15 protein-coding genes are annotated in these 18151 nt (G+C 68.8%); 12 read left to right on the top strand and 3 right to left on the bottom strand.

Going from position 1 to position 18151, the window contains the following annotated elements:
- Positions 1 to 57 precede the first annotated feature (57 nt).
- From LXN01_RS08420 to LXN01_RS08400, 5 genes are all read left to right on the top strand, one after another.
- Complete coding sequence (locus tag LXN01_RS08420; protein WP_236864219.1) at positions 58 to 699, top strand: thymidine kinase; 642 nt, start codon at positions 58 to 60, stop codon at positions 697 to 699.
- Between the two features lie 153 nt (positions 700 to 852).
- Positions 853 to 1644 (top strand): alpha/beta fold hydrolase, encoded by a 792-nt coding sequence (locus LXN01_RS08415; RefSeq protein ID WP_236864218.1) that lies wholly within the window; start codon positions 853 to 855, stop codon positions 1642 to 1644.
- A 65-nt stretch (positions 1645 to 1709) separates the two neighbouring features.
- Positions 1710 to 3416, top strand: a complete 1707-nt coding sequence (locus LXN01_RS08410; protein WP_236864217.1) for an SLC13 family permease — start codon at positions 1710 to 1712, stop codon at positions 3414 to 3416.
- A 143-nt stretch (positions 3417 to 3559) separates the two neighbouring features.
- The gene (locus tag LXN01_RS08405) at positions 3560 to 4636 is read left to right on the top strand and encodes an NADH:flavin oxidoreductase/NADH oxidase (protein ID WP_236864216.1); all 1077 of its coding nucleotides are present in this window, start codon (positions 3560 to 3562) and stop codon (positions 4634 to 4636) included.
- Between the two features lie 121 nt (positions 4637 to 4757).
- Positions 4758 to 5414 carry an MBL fold metallo-hydrolase gene (locus tag LXN01_RS08400; protein ID WP_236864215.1) on the top strand — a complete coding sequence of 219 codons (657 nt, stop codon included), beginning with the start codon at positions 4758 to 4760 and terminating at the stop codon, positions 5412 to 5414.
- A gap of 116 nt (positions 5415 to 5530) precedes the next feature.
- On the opposite strand, the gene LXN01_RS08395 is transcribed toward LXN01_RS08400, so the two are convergent.
- Positions 5531 to 6319 (bottom strand): hypothetical protein, encoded by a 789-nt coding sequence (locus tag LXN01_RS08395; RefSeq protein WP_236864214.1) that lies wholly within the window; start codon positions 6317 to 6319, stop codon positions 5531 to 5533.
- Between the two features lie 243 nt (positions 6320 to 6562).
- Between LXN01_RS08395 and typA the strand changes: the two genes are divergently transcribed.
- The 3 genes from typA (at position 6563) to LXN01_RS08380 (ending at position 11798) form a co-directional block, all read left to right on the top strand.
- Positions 6563 to 8476: a translational GTPase TypA gene (gene typA / locus LXN01_RS08390; protein WP_236864213.1), complete on the top strand. Its 1914-nt coding sequence runs from the start codon at positions 6563 to 6565 to the stop codon at positions 8474 to 8476.
- Positions 8473 to 9969: a PIG-L family deacetylase gene (locus LXN01_RS08385; protein WP_236864212.1), complete on the top strand. Its 1497-nt coding sequence runs from the start codon at positions 8473 to 8475 to the stop codon at positions 9967 to 9969. Before typA ends, LXN01_RS08385 begins: the two co-directional genes overlap by 4 nt.
- 107 nt (positions 9970 to 10076) lie before the next feature.
- Positions 10077 to 11798 (top strand): VanW family protein, encoded by a 1722-nt coding sequence (locus LXN01_RS08380; RefSeq protein ID WP_236864211.1) that lies wholly within the window; start codon positions 10077 to 10079, stop codon positions 11796 to 11798.
- Here LXN01_RS08380 and LXN01_RS08375 read toward each other — a convergent pair.
- On the bottom strand, positions 11795 to 12847 hold the full coding sequence (locus LXN01_RS08375) for a GNAT family N-acetyltransferase (RefSeq protein ID WP_236864210.1): 1053 nt from the start codon (positions 12845 to 12847) through the stop codon (positions 11795 to 11797). The genes LXN01_RS08380 and LXN01_RS08375 overlap by 4 nt on opposite strands.
- 98 nt (positions 12848 to 12945) lie before the next feature.
- On the opposite strand from LXN01_RS08375, the gene fdxA reads away from it, so the two are divergent.
- The 3 genes from fdxA to LXN01_RS08360 all read left to right on the top strand — a co-directional run bounded on the left by fdxA (position 12946) and on the right by LXN01_RS08360 (position 15815).
- Positions 12946 to 13263 (top strand): ferredoxin, encoded by a 318-nt coding sequence (fdxA, locus tag LXN01_RS08370; protein WP_236864209.1) that lies wholly within the window; start codon positions 12946 to 12948, stop codon positions 13261 to 13263.
- Complete coding sequence (gene dapC / locus LXN01_RS08365; protein ID WP_236864208.1) at positions 13263 to 14378, top strand: succinyldiaminopimelate transaminase; 1116 nt, start codon at positions 13263 to 13265, stop codon at positions 14376 to 14378. The genes fdxA and dapC overlap by 1 nt, the downstream gene beginning before the upstream one ends.
- A gap of 150 nt (positions 14379 to 14528) precedes the next feature.
- Complete coding sequence (locus LXN01_RS08360; protein WP_236864207.1) at positions 14529 to 15815, top strand: citrate synthase; 1287 nt, start codon at positions 14529 to 14531, stop codon at positions 15813 to 15815.
- A 198-nt stretch (positions 15816 to 16013) separates the two neighbouring features.
- Here LXN01_RS08360 and dapD read toward each other — a convergent pair whose 3' ends face one another.
- Positions 16014 to 16958: a 2,3,4,5-tetrahydropyridine-2,6-dicarboxylate N-succinyltransferase gene (gene dapD, locus LXN01_RS08355; RefSeq protein WP_236864206.1), complete on the bottom strand. Its 945-nt coding sequence runs from the start codon at positions 16956 to 16958 to the stop codon at positions 16014 to 16016.
- Between the two features lie 40 nt (positions 16959 to 16998).
- On the opposite strand from dapD, the gene dapE reads away from it, so the two are divergent.
- Positions 16999 to 18132 carry a succinyl-diaminopimelate desuccinylase gene (dapE, locus tag LXN01_RS08350; protein WP_236864205.1) on the top strand — a complete coding sequence of 378 codons (1134 nt, stop codon included), beginning with the start codon at positions 16999 to 17001 and terminating at the stop codon, positions 18130 to 18132.
- The last annotated feature ends 19 nt before the right edge of the window (positions 18133 to 18151 follow it).

Raw genomic sequence — 18151 nt, 5'->3', positions numbered from 1 at the left:
TGAGGTGCCGCAGCGGCGGACAGGCAGCGATCAGCGCATGGGACGGGAGTGCATCAGGTGGCCAAGCTCTACTTCCGGTACGGGGCGATGAATTCCGGGAAGTCAACGGCGCTGCTGCAGGCGGCATTCAACTACGAGGAGCGCGGACAGCGGGTGCTGCTGGCCAAGCCCAGCCTCGACACCAAAGGCGATGACGAGATCGTCTCGCGGCTCGGGGTGACCCGCAAGGTCGACTTCCTGATCGGCGCCGGCGACGATGTGGAGGCGCTGTTCGCGGACGTCGCCGGGTATGTGGATCCTGAGGCGCTGCTCACCACCCTCGACATGCCGGTCGCGCCGGTGGCCTGTCTGCTCATCGACGAGGCGCAGTTCCTGTCCGCCGCTCAGGTCGACGGGCTGCTGCGGATCGCGGCCGGGCACGAGGTGCCGGTGATGGCCTACGGCATTCGCACCGACTTCCGCACCCGTGCCTTCCCCGGCTCGGCCCGGCTGCTGGAGATCGCGCACACCCTGGAAGAGCTCAAGACGATCTGCCGCTGCGGCCGCAAGGCGCTGTTCAACGGGCGCCAGGTCGACGACCGCTTCGTGTTCGACGGAGACCAGGTCGCCATCGACGGGGGAGAGGTGGCCTACGAATCCCTGTGCGCTCACTGCTATCTCCAGGAGTCTCAGGGCGTACTCGCCGACGTCGTGGAGTGATCGCCAAGGTGCTCCCTCGGTCCGCCTCGTCAGCTGCCTCCGCGTCCCCGCCCTCCGATACAGTGAATGCAGAACCACCGCGGCTGGAGCAGCGCAGCGAGTGAATCGCTGCGGTTGGTCCGCACATCAGCCCCTGTCGGAAGGTGCCTGCCCATGTCGAAGCTCGCCTACTCGATCATCAACGATGCGGATCCCGCAGCCCCAGTGCTCATCCTCGGACCTTCGCTCGGCACCACCCAGGCACTGTGGGCGGGAGTGGCCTACCGCCTGGCCGACGACTTCCGGGTGGTGGCGTTCGATCTCCCCGGTCACGGCCGGAGTCCCCGGATCCCTGAGGTCACGATCGACCGCATCGCCGACTGCGTGCTGGAGATCGCCGACGAGCTCAACGCCGCGACGTTCGGCTACGCCGGCATCTCGATCTCGGGTGGACTGGCCCTGGCGCTCGCGCTCAAGGCCCCCGAGCGCGTGCGCGCGATCGGCGCTCTGTGCTGCGGGCCGAAATTCGGTGACAGCAGCACGTGGGAGCAGCGCATTGCCAGAGTCCGAGCAGGTGGCACTCGCAGCCTGATCCCGGACACCGCCGACCGCTGGTTCGCCGCGGGATTCCTCGACGAGGACAATGCCGCGGGCCCGATCGTCCTGGAGATGCTCGCGGGCACCGACGACGAGAGCTACATCGACTGCTGTCGCGCGCTCGAGCGGTTCGATATCGACGGCTCGGTCGAGGCGATCAGCGTCCCTGCGATGTTCCTGGCCGGAGCTCAGGACCCGTCCAATCCGCCGGAGGCCATGCGCGCGCTCCACGAGCGCGTCGAGGGCTCGGAGTTCGCGGTGATCCCGGACTCCGGACACCTGCCGGTGGCTGAGCACCCCGAACTCGTCGCCGACCGACTCACCAGCTTCTTCGAAGAGCAGCTGGTCACCGAACCCTCAGCCGGCTGACCGCGGCGAGTTGCGCCCACCGCGGAGCCACCGGCGTCACCGCACCACCGAGAGGACGCAATCCGATGTCTTCACCACGACCCGCCGAGGAGCAGGGCAGCGCTGCGCACCAGCGTGCGACACGGCCCGCCTCCAAGCAGATCATCGCCCCGGGGTTGCGCGCCCCCGGGCTGACGATCGGCTCCAATCGCCTGCGCTGGGCCGGCATTCTCGGCGGTCTGTTCCTCGCCGTCCTGCTGTGGGTGATCATGCCCGAGGACGTGCCGCAGCCGGCTCGGCTGACGGCCGCGACCGCAGGCCTCATGGCGGTGTGGTGGATGACCGAGGCGATCCCGATCCCGGCCACCGCGCTCCTGCCGCTCATCATCTTCCCGATCTTCGGCGGCACCGAGGACGAGCCGGTCACCGTCAGCACGATCGGTGCGAGCTACGGGGCGGACACGATCTTCCTCTTCATGGGCGGCTTCCTCATCGCCCTGGCCATGCAGCGCTGGAACCTGCACAGGCGGATCGCGCTCGTCGTGCTCTCGCTCATGGGCGAGCGCACCGGCGCGATGATCGGCGGCTTCATGATCGCCACCGGCTTCCTGTCGATGTGGGTGTCCAACACCGCGACTGCCGTCCTCATGCTGCCGATCGGGCTATCGGTCCTGCTCCTCGTCAACGAGGCGATGGAGAAGGACCCCAGCACCATGGGATTGGCCGGTCGGGATCATGCAACCGGATCGGGCAGCTCGGCTGTCGCTCGCGCCTCGGCGGGCGACGCGGACGGCACCTCGGACGGCGAGGACGGCGACGCTGCAGAGCAGTCGACGAAGTCGGCGGTGCTCAAGTCGAAGTTCGGCACCGCGCTCATGCTCGGCATCGCCTATTCCGCGTCGATCGGGTCGCTGGGAACCATCATCGGAACCCCGCCGAACACCCTGCTCGTCGGCTACCTCAAGGAGAATCACGACATCACGATCGGCTTCGGCCAGTGGATGCTCGTCGGCGTGCCGCTGGCTGTCGTGATGATGGTCATCGCGTGGTTCCTGCTCGTCAAGGTGCTGTTCAAGCCGGAGACCGAGCGCATTCCGGGCGGCCGCGAGCTCATCAGGTCAGAGATGGCCAAGCTCGGGAGGATGTCGACCGGGGAGATCCTTGTGCTGTGCGTCTTCATCAGCGCGGCACTGGCCTGGATCATCATCCCGACCGTCTTCGAGAACCCGCCGATCTCCGACGCCGGCATCGCCATGGTCGCCGGGCTGCTGCTCTTCCTGATCCCTGCCGGTGCGCAGCGCGGCGTCCGCCTGCTCGACTGGGACACCGCCGTCCAGCTCCCGTGGGGAGTGCTGCTGCTCTTCGGCGGCGGTCTGGCATTGTCCGGACAGTTCTCCTCCTCGGGGCTGACCGAGTGGATCGGCCGGAGCGCCCAGGCTCTGCAGGGACTGCCCGTTCTGCTCCTGGTGATGGTCACCGCCGGCGGCATCCTCGCGCTGACGGAGATCACCTCGAACACGGCGACCGCCGCCACCTTCCTGCCCGTCGTCGGCGGAATCGCGCTCGGGCTCGACGTGGATCCGCTGCTGCTGACGATCCCTGTGGCCCTGGCCGCCACCTGCGCCTTCATGCTTCCGGTGGCGACTCCGCCGAACGCGGTGGCCTATGGCTCGGGCTATGTCACCATCGGTCAGATGGTGAAGGGTGGCGTGTGGCTCAACCTGGCCGGGTTGGTCCTCATCACCCTGACCACCATGACCCTGGCCACCTGGGTGTTCGGCATCGTCTACTGATAGTGGCATCGTCAACTGATAGTCGAGCGTCTGAGAGCCCGGCTCTTCGCACCCGAAGCACCCACCATGACCCACTCATCACCTCAGTGAACCCAGCGGACCGCCCCGGTCCGGCCAACCGCAACCATTCAGGAGACCGAACCTTGCCCCGACTCTTCGAACCGATCACCCTGCGCGAGCTCACCGTCCGCAACCGGATCTGGCTGGCCCCGATGTGCCAGTACTCCTGCGAGAACCGTGACGGGGTGCCGGGGGCCTGGCACCTCGTTCACCTGGGCGCGCGGGCGCAGGGCGGATTCGGCCTCGTGATGTCCGAGGCGGCCGCGGTCGTCCCCGAGGGCAGGATCTCGCCGCAGGATGCCGGCATCTGGAACGACGACCAAGCGCACGCGTGGGCGCAGGTGGCCGAGTTCGTCCATTCCCAGCACGCTGCCTTCGGCGTCCAGCTGGCCCATGCCGGCAGGAAGGCCAGCACGTTCCGCCCGTTCGTCGGTGAGCCCAAGGGCTCTGTTCCGGTCGACGAGGGAGGCTGGGCCTCCGTGGGTCCGTCCGATCTGGCCTTCCCCGGTCTGGCCGCTCCGCGCGGGCTGTCGCAGCAGGAGATCGCCGAGGTGGTCGCCGCCTTCGGAGCTGCAGCGGCCCGGGCCGACGCCGCTGGGATCGATGTCGTCGAGATCCACGCTGCTCACGGCTACCTCATCCACGAATTCCTGTCACCGCTGTCGAACACTCGAACAGACGCCTACGGCGGCACACTGGAGAACCGTGCTCGCCTGCTGTTCGAGGTGTACGAGGCGGTGCGCGCCAACTTCTCCGAATCGAAGCCGGTGCTCGTCCGGATGTCCGCCTCGGAGTGGACCGAGGGAGGCTTCGACATCGCGGAGGCCACCGAGGTGGCCGTGCAGCTGCAGCACGCCGGCGTCGATCTCATCGATGTCTCCAGCGGCGGGAACGTCCTCGCCGACATTCCGATCGGGCCGTCCTATCAGGTCCCGCTCGCCGGGGAGATCGCCGGAGCCGGGGTGACCACGGGTGCCGTCGGTCTGATCACGGAGCCGGCGCAGGCCGAGGGAATCCTCGCGACCGGCGACGCCGACGTCGTGCTGCTGGCCCGGGCCGCGCTGCGGGAGCCGAACTGGCCGCTGCGGGCCGCGCACGAACTCGGTCTCGACTGGCGCGAGGCGCCCTATCCACCGCAGTACACCCGGGGCAAGTGGTGAAGCCGGTCGGTCCGCATCGCCCGGCGTCGTCGGCCTTCAGCCCAGGGCCGCTTCGGCGTTAGGCTGGAGGCCCGGGCGCCGGACCACGCCGGTGCCGCGCACCGATCTGCAGGGGAGACACATGGAACCGCTTGTCCTCGACACCGTCGTCGTCCGTTCGATCAGCGTGTCCGAGATGGCGAACAACGTCTATCTGCTGACGTCCCGGACCTCGGGCGACCAGGTTCTCATCGATGCCGCCGATGACGCCGCGGCGATCGAGGAGCTCCTTCGCGCGGGCGCGGCCGACACGGATGCCCCGACGAAGCTCACCCACGTGCTGACCACGCACCAGCACTGGGATCATGTGCGCGCGCTGGCTGAGGTGTCGGGCCGTCACGCGGCTGCAACGGTGGCGGGGAGCATCGACGCGCCCGCGATTCCCGAGCAGGAGGGCGGGGCCCCGATCACCCGTCCGGTCGAGCACGGCGACTTCCTCTACTTCGACGGCTTCGTGCTCGAGTGCGTCCACCTGCGCGGACACACCCCCGGCTCCATCGCCTACGTGCTGCGCGATGCCTCCGGCACCACGGTGATCTTCTCCGGCGACAGTCTGTTCCCGGGTGGCCCCGGCAAGACCTGGAGCTCGGAGGACTTCCAGTCGCTGATGTCGGATCTGCAGGAGCGAGTCTTCGACGAGTTCGGGGATGAGACGCTGGTGCTGCCCGGCCACGGCGCGTCGACCACGCTGGGCGCGGAGCGCCCCCAGATCCCGGAGTGGTCGGCCCGCGGCTGGTGATGCCCGGGCTGGTGATCCTCCGCCGTCGGTTGGTCCGCAGTCCGTTGGTCCGGGTGGCCCGGTCCGGCGGTTGAGTCCGCTCACGCAGTGCGGCGACATCCGCGGATTGCTGCTGACTACGCCGGATCGCCCCGCTCGCCGCTGAACTGCTCTCCGTCGAGCGCTTCGCCGGCTGCGTGTTCGGGGTGAGCGGATCGAAGGCGCTGCCGCAGGGCGAAGAACAGGGCGCTGAGCATGATCACGCTCATCGAGCCCAGCTCGCCCGCGGATTCGACGAGCTTGACCAGGTAGCGGGCGCGATCCGACCAGCCGAGGAGACCGGAAGCCGGGCCAAGGCCGTCGAGCACCGCCGCGAAGAAGACCAGGAGCACGATCCCGCCGGTGATCACCACCGCCTGGCGCCGGGCTCGGATCGAGCTGCGGAACCAGGTGATGAGGAGGGCGACGACGATCGGGAGGCTGAGGAGCCCCCACACCACGAGCTCGCCGAAGTCCTGCCCCCGCAATCCGATCGCGGACCGGAATCCAAGCGTGTCGGACACCGCCCCGCCCCAGTTCTCGTGCAGCTCGAGGCCGTCGTCGGCGATGACGACCACGAAGGCAGCCGCGAAGACGTAGTGGATCGACGCCCGGCCCATGCTCAGCGCCGTGTAGACGAGAGCTCCGGCCGCGACCAGCAGCTGCAGGTAGCCGACCGTCTCGGCGAGCCCCCGATCGCGATCGCTGTCGAACACTGGGTGCGCGAATGCCGGGAAGATCCCGCGGGTCCCCGCCAGCCGATTCAGGGCATCGACGACGAGAACCACGACCAGGACGGCGGCGCAGACTACCAGCGCGGCCCACCACACCCGAGCCGTGGCGCCGAGGTGCCGGTTTGGAGCGGTCAGCAGTCGGGTCGGCGTCATAGGCCGAAAGTATGGGTGGATTATGAGAGAAATCTGAGCAGACGTCGGATGAACAACTGTCGAACGGTCGCTGACCAGGAGCTTCACCGGTGAGTGCTGCCGCCGCGTCCGCCTCGCCCTTCCTCAGCGGCCCGGCGGCCTGCCCTGGGTGGTTCTCCCCGCCCTGTGCTGAGTGCAGGGGTTCGGCGCGCGAGACCGTACAATGGAGTGTTGGACTTCCGCAATACTTCGCAAAGGGACTCGATGACCGAACACACCTCACGCCGGGCCGACCGCCGCAATGTCGCGATCGTGGCGCACGTCGACCACGGCAAGACGACGCTCGTCGACGCCATGCTCAGACACGCCGGAGCCTTCGGCGACCATGGTGAGGTGCAGGACCGCGTCATGGACTCCGGTGACCTGGAGCGTGAGAAGGGCATCACCATCCTGGCGAAGAACACCTCCGTCAGCTACAGCGGCCCTGCCGCCGGCGGCGAACGCGTCGTCATCAACGTCATCGACACCCCCGGTCACGCCGACTTCGGCGGCGAGGTCGAGCGCGGCCTGTCCATGGTCGACGGTGTCGTGCTGCTCGTCGACGCCTCTGAGGGGCCGTTGCCCCAGACCCGGTTCGTGCTGCGCAAGGCGCTGGCCGCCAAGAAGCCCGTGATCCTCGCGATCAACAAGACCGACCGCCCGGACGCCCGCATCGACGCGGTGGTCGAGGAGTCCCAGGACCTGCTGCTCGGCCTGGCCAGCGATCTGGTCGACGAGGTGCCCGACATCGACGTCGACGCGCTGCTCGACGTCCCCACCGTCTACACCTCCGGCAAGGCGGGTCGCGCATCGACGCATCAGCCCGCCGACGGCGAGCTGCCGGACAACCCGGACCTCGAGCCGCTGTTCGCCGCCATCCTCGAGCACATCCCGGCTCCCGCGTACAACGATGACGGCGTCCTGCAGGCGCACGTCACCAACCTCGACGCGTCGCCGTTCCTCGGCCGCCTGGCGCTGCTGCGAATCTACGGCGGCACCCTCCACAAGGGACAGCAGGTCGCCTGGATCACCGGCGACGGCGCGTTGAAGACCATGAAGATCACCGAGCTCCTGGAGACCCAGGGCCTCAAGCGCGTTCCCGCCGAATCCGCGTCGGCCGGTGACATCGTCGCGATCGCCGGCGTCAGCGACATCATGATCGGCGACACCATCACCGATCCCGACGACCCGCGCCCGATGCCGCCGATCACGATCGACGACCCCGCGATCTCGATGACGATCGGCATCAACACCTCGCCGCTCGCCGGTCGGGAGAAGGGCACGAAGGTCACGGCTCGGATGGTCAAGGACCGCCTCGACGCCGAGCTCGTCGGCAACGTGTCCCTCAACGTGCTGCCCACCGAGCGGCCGGACTCCTGGGAGGTGCAGGGTCGCGGCGAGCTCGCCCTGGCCATCCTGGTCGAGCAGATGCGCCGCGAGGGCTTCGAGCTCACGGTCGGCAAGCCGCAGGTGGTGACCAAGACGATCGACGGCGTCGTGCACGAGCCGCTGGAGCACATGACGATCGACGTGCCGGAGGAGCACCTCGGCGCGATCACGCAGCTCATGGCCGCCCGGAAGGGCACGATGGAGACGATGTCGAACCACGGCAGCGGCTGGGTCCGGATGGAGTTCAAGGTTCCCGCACGCGGACTCATCGGCTTCCGCACGCGCTTCCTCACCGAGACCCGCGGCACCGGCATCGCCAACTCGATCTCGGCGGGCTACACGCCGTGGGCGGGCGCCATCGAGTTCCGCACCAACGGCTCGCTGGTCGCCGACCGCCCCGGCACCGTGACCCCGTTCGCGATGATCAACCTGCAGGAGCGCGGCACCTTCTTCGTCGAGCCCACCTCCGAGGTGTACGAGGGCCAGATCGTGGGCGAGAACTCGCGCGCCGACGACATGGACGTCAACATCACCAAGGAGAAGAAGCTCACCAACATGCGCTCGGCGACCGCGGACTCCTTCGAGAACCTGACACCGCCGCGCCGCCTGACCCTCGAGGAGAGCCTCGAGTTCGCGAACGACGACGAATGCGTGGAGGTCACCCCCTCCGCGGTCCGCATCCGCAAGGTCGTGCTCGACCAGAAGGAGCGACACAAGCTGTTCAACGCCCGGCGCCGACAGAACGCATGACCCAGCCCCCGCTCGCCCCAGCTCCTCAGCCCGGCCCGCAGAGCATTCCCGCCGCCGAGGCGCGTGTCCTCTTCGTTCACGCCCACCCCGATGACGAGTCGATCCTCACCGGCGGCACCATGGCGTCGCTTGTCGCCGCCGGGGCGCAGGTGGTCCTGCTGACGGCCACCCGCGGCGAGGGCGGCGAGGTGATCGGAGCCGAGTACGCGCACCTGGCAGGCGACCGCGCCTCACTGGCCGCGCACCGGGAGACCGAGCTGGCTGCGGCGATGGCGGTGCTCGGGGTCGCCGACTTCCGATTCCTCGGGGACGGGCCCGCCGGTGGGGCAGCCGACGGCCGGCCCAGTCGGCGCTTCGAGGACTCCGGCATGGAGTGGGGGCCCGACGGCCACGCGACCGAACCGGCAGACATGCCGGCCGCCGCGCTGTGCCGGGTGCCTGCCTCCGAGGTGGCGGCCTACGTCGCCTCGGTGATCGCCGACGTCCGACCGCAGCTGGTCATCACCTATGCAGACGGCGGCGGATACGGACACCCGGACCACCGGCACGTCCACCGGGCAACCGTCCTCGCGGTCGAGTCAGTCCCGCAGCCGCAGCGACCGAAGCTGCTGTTCGCCGACACCCCGGCCGAGGCCGCTGCCGCCGCCTTCGACCCGCAGCGGCCCGGATTCGAACTCACCGGCTTCGCACCTGCCGAGCAGATCCCGACGATCGCGGCCGAGGCGCCCATCGCCGTCGCCCAGGACGTCACCGAGGTCTACGGGGCCAAGGCGATGGCGATGGCCGCCCACCACACTCAGGTCACCGTCGCCGGCGAGTTCTTCACGCTGTCCAACGGAATCGGCCAGCACATCGCTGACGTCGAGTACTACTCCGATCCCGACCTGCAGCACAGTGGCTCCGAGCTCGCTGCCGGCACACCCCACGGGAACGTGCTCGACGTCGTTCCGCGCCCCGGCGAGGCGGCCGCCGACGCACCTGCAGCCTCGCCGGCAGGGGTCGCCTCGCGGGCGGGGGCACGGCCGGGGCGAGCCGGCGGGCGAGGCGGGATCGGCGCGGTCATCCACGCGGTGCTCCTGGGCCTTCTGATCGGCGCGCTCGGCTCCTTCCAGCACCTCAACGCCACGGCGGTCGACCTCGCCGGACAGGATGTGGTGCTGCCGTGGGGCGCGACCATCTCCCTGGCCCTGACACTGGCCGGACTGTGGCACATCGCGACCCTGTACCGCTCGACAAGGCTTATGGTCCTGACTGCTGTCGTCATCTCGCTCATCGGCTTCATGCTCGGCCAGCCCGGGATCCTGCCCGGTTCGGATCTCGTCGTGACGGGGTCGCTGCGCAGTCTTGCATGGCTGTTCGGACCGATGATCATGGCCGCGATCATGGCCTTCACGCTGCCCGCCCTCAAGCGTCCGGCACCCGGCACGGATGACTCCTCGGCCGGTGCCCCGCGCTCGGCCGACGGAGCGAACTCCGGCGGCTCCGGCCGCTGACCGCAACCGAACACAACCCGGGTGATCCCGGGGCCTGTAGTACATTGACCAGAACTCGTTGTCCGACCGCGCGGATCCATGTCCGCATTCCCTGTCTGTGAGCGCCCATGGCCGATCGATCCGCTGCCGCATCTCACCGCCACCGCACCATCGCACTGGTGACGATCGGTGTCGTGCTGGTGCTCGGCATCCTCTACGTTCTGACCGCCGTCCTCACCGCGCGGGCGCTGCCCGCTGAGGCCTCGGCGGCCGGAGTCGACATCGGAGGGATGAGCGAGGAGGATGCGGTCGCGAAGCTCGACGCGGAACTTCGTCCCCGTGCCAGTGAGGTCATCGTGCTCAGCGCCAAGCGTGAACAGGCTGAGCTGGAACCGGCGGATGTCGGGCTCACGGTGGACACGCAGGCGACCGTGGCCCGAGCGGTCGACTTCTCACTCGACCCGCGCGTGGTGTGGGATCGACTGTTCGGCACCCACGAATACGCTCCGGTGATCGCGATCGACGAGGAGAAGTTCGGTCCGGTCGTGGATCGGCTGGCGGAGGACTTCTCCCTGCCCCCGGAGGACGCCGCTCTGACCTTCGAGGGAGCGGACTCCGTGGTCACCGAGGGCATTCCCGGCACTGTGGTCGAGCAGGACGCGATCCGACAGACCATCCGGGACCACTGGCTCCGCAGCGACAACCCGCTCGCAGTCGAGGTGGCGGAGACGGAGCCCGACATCACGACCGAGGAGGCGCGCGCCGCGCAGACGGAGATCGCCGACCCGGCCGTGAGCGAGGACATTGTCGTCGAAGCCGCGGAGGAGACCGAGGAGGGGAAGCCGACGGGGGAGTCCTCGGAGCTGACCATCACCCCGGAGATCATCGCCGGGTCCCTGACCTTCGAGCCGCGCGACGGCGAGCTGAAGCCGGTGTTCGACGCCAAGAAGCTCAAGAGCGCGACTCTCGACGCGAACCCGGAGGTCGGCTCCGAGGCCAAGGATGCAAGCTACCGGATCGTCGACGGAACACCGGAGGTGGTGCCCGCCGAGTCCGGAGTCTCCGTCGATTCCGAGGAGCTCGCCGAGGCGGTGCTGCCGGCGCTGACCGCCGAGGAGCGCACCGCGACGGTCGCCCTCGTGGAGGCCGAGCCGGAATTCACCACCGAAGAGGCCGAAGCCGCGGACGTCGACGAGGTGATCTCCGACTTCTCGACCGCCTACAGCTCGGAGCCGAATCGCGACACCAACCTCCGGGTCGCCTCCGAGCGTGTCTCCGGAACCGTGCTGCTGCCCGGTGAGGAGTTCAGCCTCAACGAGACGATCGGCCGGCGCACCGCTGCCAACGGCTACCGACCGGCCGGGGTGATCAACGAGGGGCAGATGACCGAGGACTACGGAGGCGGCGTCTCCCAGGTCTCCACGACACTGTTCAATGCCGCCTACTTCGCCGGCTTCGAACTCAACGAGCACCAGGCGCATTCCCGCTATATCTCCCGCTACCCGGAAGGCCGTGAGGCCACCCTCGACTGGCAGTCGATCGATATGCGCTTCACCAACAGCACCGACACCCCGGTGGTCCTCGACATGTACCTGGCCGGCGGCGAAGTCCATGCCCGCGTCTTCGGCGAAAGGACCGTCGACGTCGAATCCTCCTCCTCGGAGCGCTTCGCGTTCACCTCGCCGAGCACCATTCGGGAGTCGGGTCCCAGGTGCTCGCCGCAGTCTCCGCGGGAAGGATGGTCGATCACCATCTTCCGGACGATCAAGGATCACGACACGGGCGAAGTCATCGATCGGGACCAGTTCACCACGGTCTACCGCCCGGTCAATCGGGTGGTCTGCAGCTAGCTGCGGACTGCGAACCAGCAGCGGTGGTGCTCGGTCGCCCCGAGCGAGGTCAAGAGCTCCCGGGCCGGCTCGTTGTCGGCCTCGACCTCGGCGAGCATGCTCCGGATGCCGCGCTCGGCGGCAGCCGTGGCGGCAGCCCTCACGAGAGCCCGGCCGGCGCCTCGGCGCCTGACACTCGGCGCGACGACGAGCTCGGAGATCACTGCCCACTTGTTCGACACCGCCAGCCGGACAGCCCCGACCAGGCTGCGCGAACCGTCGGGGTGCTCCGCGACGGCGGAGAAGAAGCGCAGCTGCGGAGCGCTGCGGATCAGCTGGGCGAACTCGGAGTGCTGAGGATGGTCGGAAGGGCGTCCCCATGCCTCGAAGTGGATGTCGTGGACGTCCTCCGATTCGACGATCACGAGCCCGGGCAGACCCGCCTGGGCAGGACGGGCCAGGCCGGCGGCCACCTCGCGCGTGGCGGCGGTGAGCGCCAGGGTGGGACGGCTGGGCGTGTAGCCCTGTGCCCGGAAATGCGATGCCAGCTCGCTGCAGATGGGCGCCAGCTCGGTGCTTCCGGCCTCGGAGTAGATCTGCACCACCGTCGGCTGCGAGCGCTGTGCGTACCACTTCTCCGCCAGCCCCAGCGCATCCAGGGGACTGATTCCGGGGTCGGCCAGCGGCAGCACGGAATCGGCTCGCAGCGACGCCCCCCGCGCGCTGCGCAGCAGCCACCCGGTCTGCACGAAGGCCGCGTCCTCCTGCTGCTCTCCGCGCAGGTTGTCCGAGTTGAGCCACGTCACGTCTGACGGCAGCCAGACATTGGCCGCGATCCTGCGGACGTCGGCGGCGGAGACGATCTCATGGAGCCTGCCCGAGCGCTGCGGGGCGGGCGGGATCTCATGGACCAGGATGATGTCCTCGGTATCGATGGTGACCGGGCCCCGCTTGGTGTCGACGGTCACGGAATCCGCTCCGGCCTCGAGGACGGTGCCCAGCGCATCGGAGGCGTCGGAGCCGACACGAAAGCGGATGACGACCCGCATTCCCGGACGCGGTGTGAGCATGTGTGACCTTTTCGACGGAGTTCGGCAATCGGCTCCCACCCTATAAGGGAGTAGGGTTGTGGGAGCGCAACAATGCCCGCACACGAGGAGAGAAGCCAGTGACTTACGTCATCGCCCAGCCCTGCGTGGACCTCAAGGACAAGGCCTGCATCGACGAGTGTCCCGTGGATTGCATCTACGAGGGCGAGCGGATGCTGTACATCCACCCCGACGAGTGCGTGGACTGCGGAGCCTGCGAGCCCGTCTGCCCGGTCGAGGCCATCTACTACGAGGACGACGTGCCGGAGCAGTGGGCGGAGTACTACAAGGCCAATGTCGAGTTCTTCGACGACATCGGCTCGCCGGCCGGCGCCGCAAAGCTCGGCAACATCGGCACGGACCATCCGATCGTCGCAGCCCTGCCACCGCAGCAGTGATGCTCGGCCTGGCCCTTCCCGACTACCCCTGGGACACGCTGACCCCCTACCGCCTGCGCGCCGCGGATCACGCCGGCGGCGTCTGCGACCTGTCGATCGGCACGCCGGTCGACCCGACGCCGTCCGTCATCCGCGAGGCTTTGGCCGCCGGCGCCGACTCGCACGGGTATCCGACCACCGCCGGCACGCCCCAGCTGCGCGAGGCGATCGCCTTCTGGTACTCCCACTGGCACGGCATCGAGCTCGATCCCGCCACTCAGGTGCTGCCGACGATCGGCTCCAAAGAGCTCGTCGCCTGGCTGCCCACGCTGCTCGGCCTCCGCCAGGCGGGATTGTCCGTGGCCTGCCCGGCAGCGGCCTATCCCACCTATGAGATGGGCGCGACACTGGCGGGCGTCGACTGCGTGCGACTGGACGCCGGCCAGGTGCTCGCGGGCGCTTCGCTGGAGGGGATCGGACTGCTGTGGCTGAACTCGCCCAGCAACCCGACCGGCGAGGTGCTGCCCCGCGAAGCTGTGGCCGAAGTCGTCGAGCGAGCCCGCGCAGCCGGGGTCGTGGTGGCCTCCGACGAGTGCTACGGACTGCTCAACTGGGCCGCTGATGCGCCGGCGCCGTCGGTCCTCGACCCCGCGGTCACCGGCGGCGACCACTCCGGTGTGCTCGCGGTGTACTCGATGTCGAAGCAGTCGAACCTCGCCGGGTACCGGGCCGCATTCACCGCCGGAGACCCGGCGCTGATCGGCAGTCTGACGAATTCGCGCAAGCACGCTGGGATGATCGTGCCCGGCCCGGTGCAGACGGCGATGGTCGCGGGCCTGCACGACGTCGAGCACGTGCGCGCGCAGAAGGAGGTGTACCGCCGACGGCGCGAGGTTCTGATGCCTGCCGTCGCGGCCTTCGGACTGCGGATCGACCATTCGACGGCGGGCCTGTACCTCTGGGCCACCCGGGACGAGGACTGCTGGACCACCATCGGCGCGCTGGCCGACCTCGGCATCGTCGCCGGCCCCGGAGCCTTCTACGGTGACGCGGCGCGCCGCCATGTCCGGATCGCGCTCACCGCGCCGGACGAACGGATCGGGGCGGCCGCCGAGCGCCTCCTCGCCGCCGCGTGAGGCGGCTGAATTCCCAGGTTCCGGGCGCCTCGGCGACGGTCAGCCGGGTGCTCCGATGCGATTTTCGATTGGCCCGGCAAATCGGTAGTCTCTGACGAGACTGTGAAACAACGCTCAGGATGCTCTTGAGGTTCGAACAGAGGAGAAGCTATGGCAGAGGATGCAGTTCTGCGCGTCGATGACAAGGAACTTTCCCTCCCCTCGGTGGCTGCAGCTGACGGTACGGAAGGCCTGCGGATCGGCTCGCTGCTGAAGGAGACCGGGCGGGTCACCTACGACCCCGGCTTCGCGAACACTGCATCGACCACCTCGGCCGTGACCTTCATCGACGGTGACGAGGGCGTTCTCCGGTACCGCGGGTACTCGATCGAGGAGCTCACGGAGAAGTCGACCTTCGTCGAGGTCAGCTACCTCCTGATCTACGGCGAGCTGCCGACTCAGGAGCAGCTCGACGCCTTCGATCAGCGGCTGCGCCGGCACACCATCGTGCACGAGGACCTGCGCCGCTTCTTCCAGGCATTCCCGTACGATGCTCATCCGATGCCGATGGTCGCCTCGGCGATCAACGCGATGTCGACGTTCTACCAGGACAACCTGTCGGTGTTCGACGACGACCAGATCGACCTGTCGACGGTGCGGATGCTGGCCAAGATGCCGACGATCGCAGCCCTGGCCCACCGCAAGGTGGTCGGCCTGCCCGTGGTGCATCCGGACAACTCGCTCAACCTGGTGGAGAACTTCCTGCGGGTGAACTTCGGATTCCCGTCCGAGCCCTACGAGGTCGACCCGCTGGTCGCCAAGGCGATGGACCAGCTGTTCATCCTCCACGCCGACCACGAGCAGAACTGCTCGACCTCGACCGTCCGGCTGGTCGGCTCGTCCCAGGCGAACATCTTCCAGTCGATCTCGGCGGGGATCAACGCCCTGGCCGGGCCCTTGCACGGCGGCGCGAACTCGGCCGTCCTCGACATGCTCGAGGAGATCGCCGCCTCCGATGACGGTCCGCAGAAGTTCATGGACCGGGTGAAGAACAAGGAGGAGGGTGTCCGGCTCATGGGCTTCGGACACCGTGTCTACAAGAACTACGATCCCCGCGCGGCGATCATCAAGCAGACCGCGCACGACATCATCGACAAGCTCGGCGGCAACGACGAGATGCTCGACCTGGCGATGAGCCTCGAGGAGATCGCTCTCGCCGACGACTACTTCGTCGAACGTCGGCTCTACCCCAACGTCGACTTCTACACCGGTCTGATCTACAAGGCCATGGGCTTCCCGACGAACATGTTCACCGTGCTGTTCGCGGTCGGGCGCCTGCCCGGCTGGATCGCCCAATGGCGCGAGATGATCAAGGACCCGGAGACCCGCATCGGCCGCCCGCGCCAGATCTACACCGGTGAGAGCGCGCGCAGCTACACGCCGATGAACGAGCGCTGAGCAGGGCGAGCGACTCGGCTCGCCGCGCAGCACCCTGATCGACGGCCGAAGAGCAGCAGGACCCCCGCGGTTTGATCACCGCGGGGGTTCTGTCGTGTTCGGGGGCAGCGGGGAGGCGCCTGGGACCAGCGAGCCCGGTGCACCCCGGCTCGGTGCGCCGGGCTCAGCGAGAGGTTCTCAGTGCAGGTCCGGGTCGCCTCAGTGCAGGTCGGGGTTGAGGACGATTCCCCTGTCGGTGCGCGCCAGCGCTTCGACCGCACCGGACTTGGAGTTGCGTCGGAACAGCACGTTGTCGGCTCCGTCGAGCTCGCGCGCCTTCACGACGCGACCGCCCTCGTCGACCAGGGTCACCAGCGCGCCGGCGGTGAGGTAGAGCCCGGCCTCCACGACGCAGTCATCGCCGATCGAGATGCCGATGCCGGAGTTGGCCCCGAGCAGCGATCCGGAGCCCACGGAGATCCGGTGCTCGTTGCCACCGGAGAGGGTCCCCATCGTCGAGGCGCCGCCGCCGATGTCCGAGCCGGCGCCGATCACGACGCCCTGGGAGATCCGGCCCTCGATCATCGCCTGCCCGAGCGTGCCGGCATTGAAGTTGACGAAGCCCTCGTGCATGACGACGGTGCCTTCCGCGAGGTGCGCACCCAGGCGGACGCGGTCGGCGTCGGCGATGCGGACCCCGCTGGGCACGACGAAATCGGTCATGCGCGGGAACTTGTCGACCCCGTAGACGCTCAGCTGCCCGCGCGCGGCGAGCTTGGCGCGGGTGAGCTCGAAGCCGTCGACCGCACACGCGCCCTGCGAGGTCCAGACGACGTTGGTGAGCTGGCCGAAGAGCCCTTCGAGGTTGAGCTCGTTGGGGGCCACCAGCCGGTGGGACAGTGCGTGCAGCCGCAGGTAGCCATCGGCGGCCGAGCCGGGCGCCTCGTCGAGGTCGATCGTCACCGAGACGATCTCGGTGCGCGTGCCGCGGGCCTCGTCCGAGCCGGTGAGAGGCGCCAGCACGTCGTCGGCAATCGAGTCCTCCGCCTGCTGGTCGGCGAAGTCCCGGTCGGAGTACACGGCGGGAGCGGGGTACCACACGCTGAGGACGTCCTCACCGTGAAGAGTGGCCACTCCCTTTGCAGAGGCGAATCGTTGAGTCATGCGCCCAAGCCTACTGTGCCGCGCCGCTAGGGTGGGATTCATGAGCAGTGATCCGCGCGACCCCGCCGCCCTCATCGCAGCGCTGTCCGATCCAGTCGAGCTCACGGCCCGGCTGTGCGACATCCCCTCGGTGTCCGGCTCCGAGACCCGGCTGGCCGATGCGGTCGAAGCGGTGCTGCATCACATCTCGGCGGGACCCGGCCCCGAGCTCGACGTCCGCCGAGACGGCGACACGATCGTCGCCGGCACCCGCCTCGGGCGCGGCGAGCGGGTCATCGTCGCCGGGCACCTCGACACGGTCCCGATCGAGGAGAACCTGCCCAGCGAGCGGCGGGTGCTCGACGGTCGTGAGGTCATCTGGGGCCGAGGCGCCTGCGACATGAAGGCTGGTGTCGCCATGCAGCTGAGCTGCGCGCACGCGCTCCGGGAGCCCTCCCGGGACGTGACGTGGATCTTCTACGATCACGAGGAGGTCGAGGCCGCGCTCAACGGGCTCGGCCGGGTCGCCCGCCGCCATCCGGACTGGCTCTCCGGGGATTTCGCGATCCTCGGCGAGCCGAGCCTGGCCGGGATCGAAGGCGGCTGCAACGGCACCATCCGGGTCGAGGTCACCACCAGCGGGGTGCGCGCCCATTCCGCCCGCGCATTCAAGGGCGTCAATGCGATCCACAGAGCCGCCGACATCCTGAATCGGCTGGCCGACCACCGCACCGAGACCGTGCGCGTCGACGGCCTCGACTACCGGGAGTCGCTGTCGGCGGTCGGCATCCGCGGGGGAGTGGCCGGGAATGTGATTCCCGATGAGTGCGTGGTCACGGTCAACTACCGCTTCGCCCCGAGCACGTCGCTCGCCGCCGCCGAGGCGTTCCTCCGTGAGTTCTTCGCTCCCCATCCGATCCGGGTCACCGATGGCGCCGAGGGCGCCCGTCCCGGGCTGGACCGGCCGGCGGCGCAGGAATTCGTCCGTGCGATCGGCGGCACCCCTCAGGCCAAGCTGGGCTGGACGGACGTGTCACGGTTCTCGCAGCTGGGCATTCCCGCCGTCAACTTCGGCCCCGGCGACGCGATGTTCGCCCACCGGGCCGACGAGCACGTCGAGTGCGGCCAGGTGGTGTCGGCCACCCGCAGCCTGCTGCGCTTCCTCGAGCCGACGCAGGCTGCCGGCGAGGTCTGAGCGGTCCGATCGGCGGCCC

Origin of the sequence: Brevibacterium daeguense, assembly GCF_021729135.1 — a bacterium.
Taxonomy (GTDB): Bacteria; Actinomycetota; Actinomycetes; order Actinomycetales; family Brevibacteriaceae; genus Brevibacterium; species Brevibacterium daeguense.
This window is presented reverse-complemented; position numbering and strand designations above follow the sequence as displayed.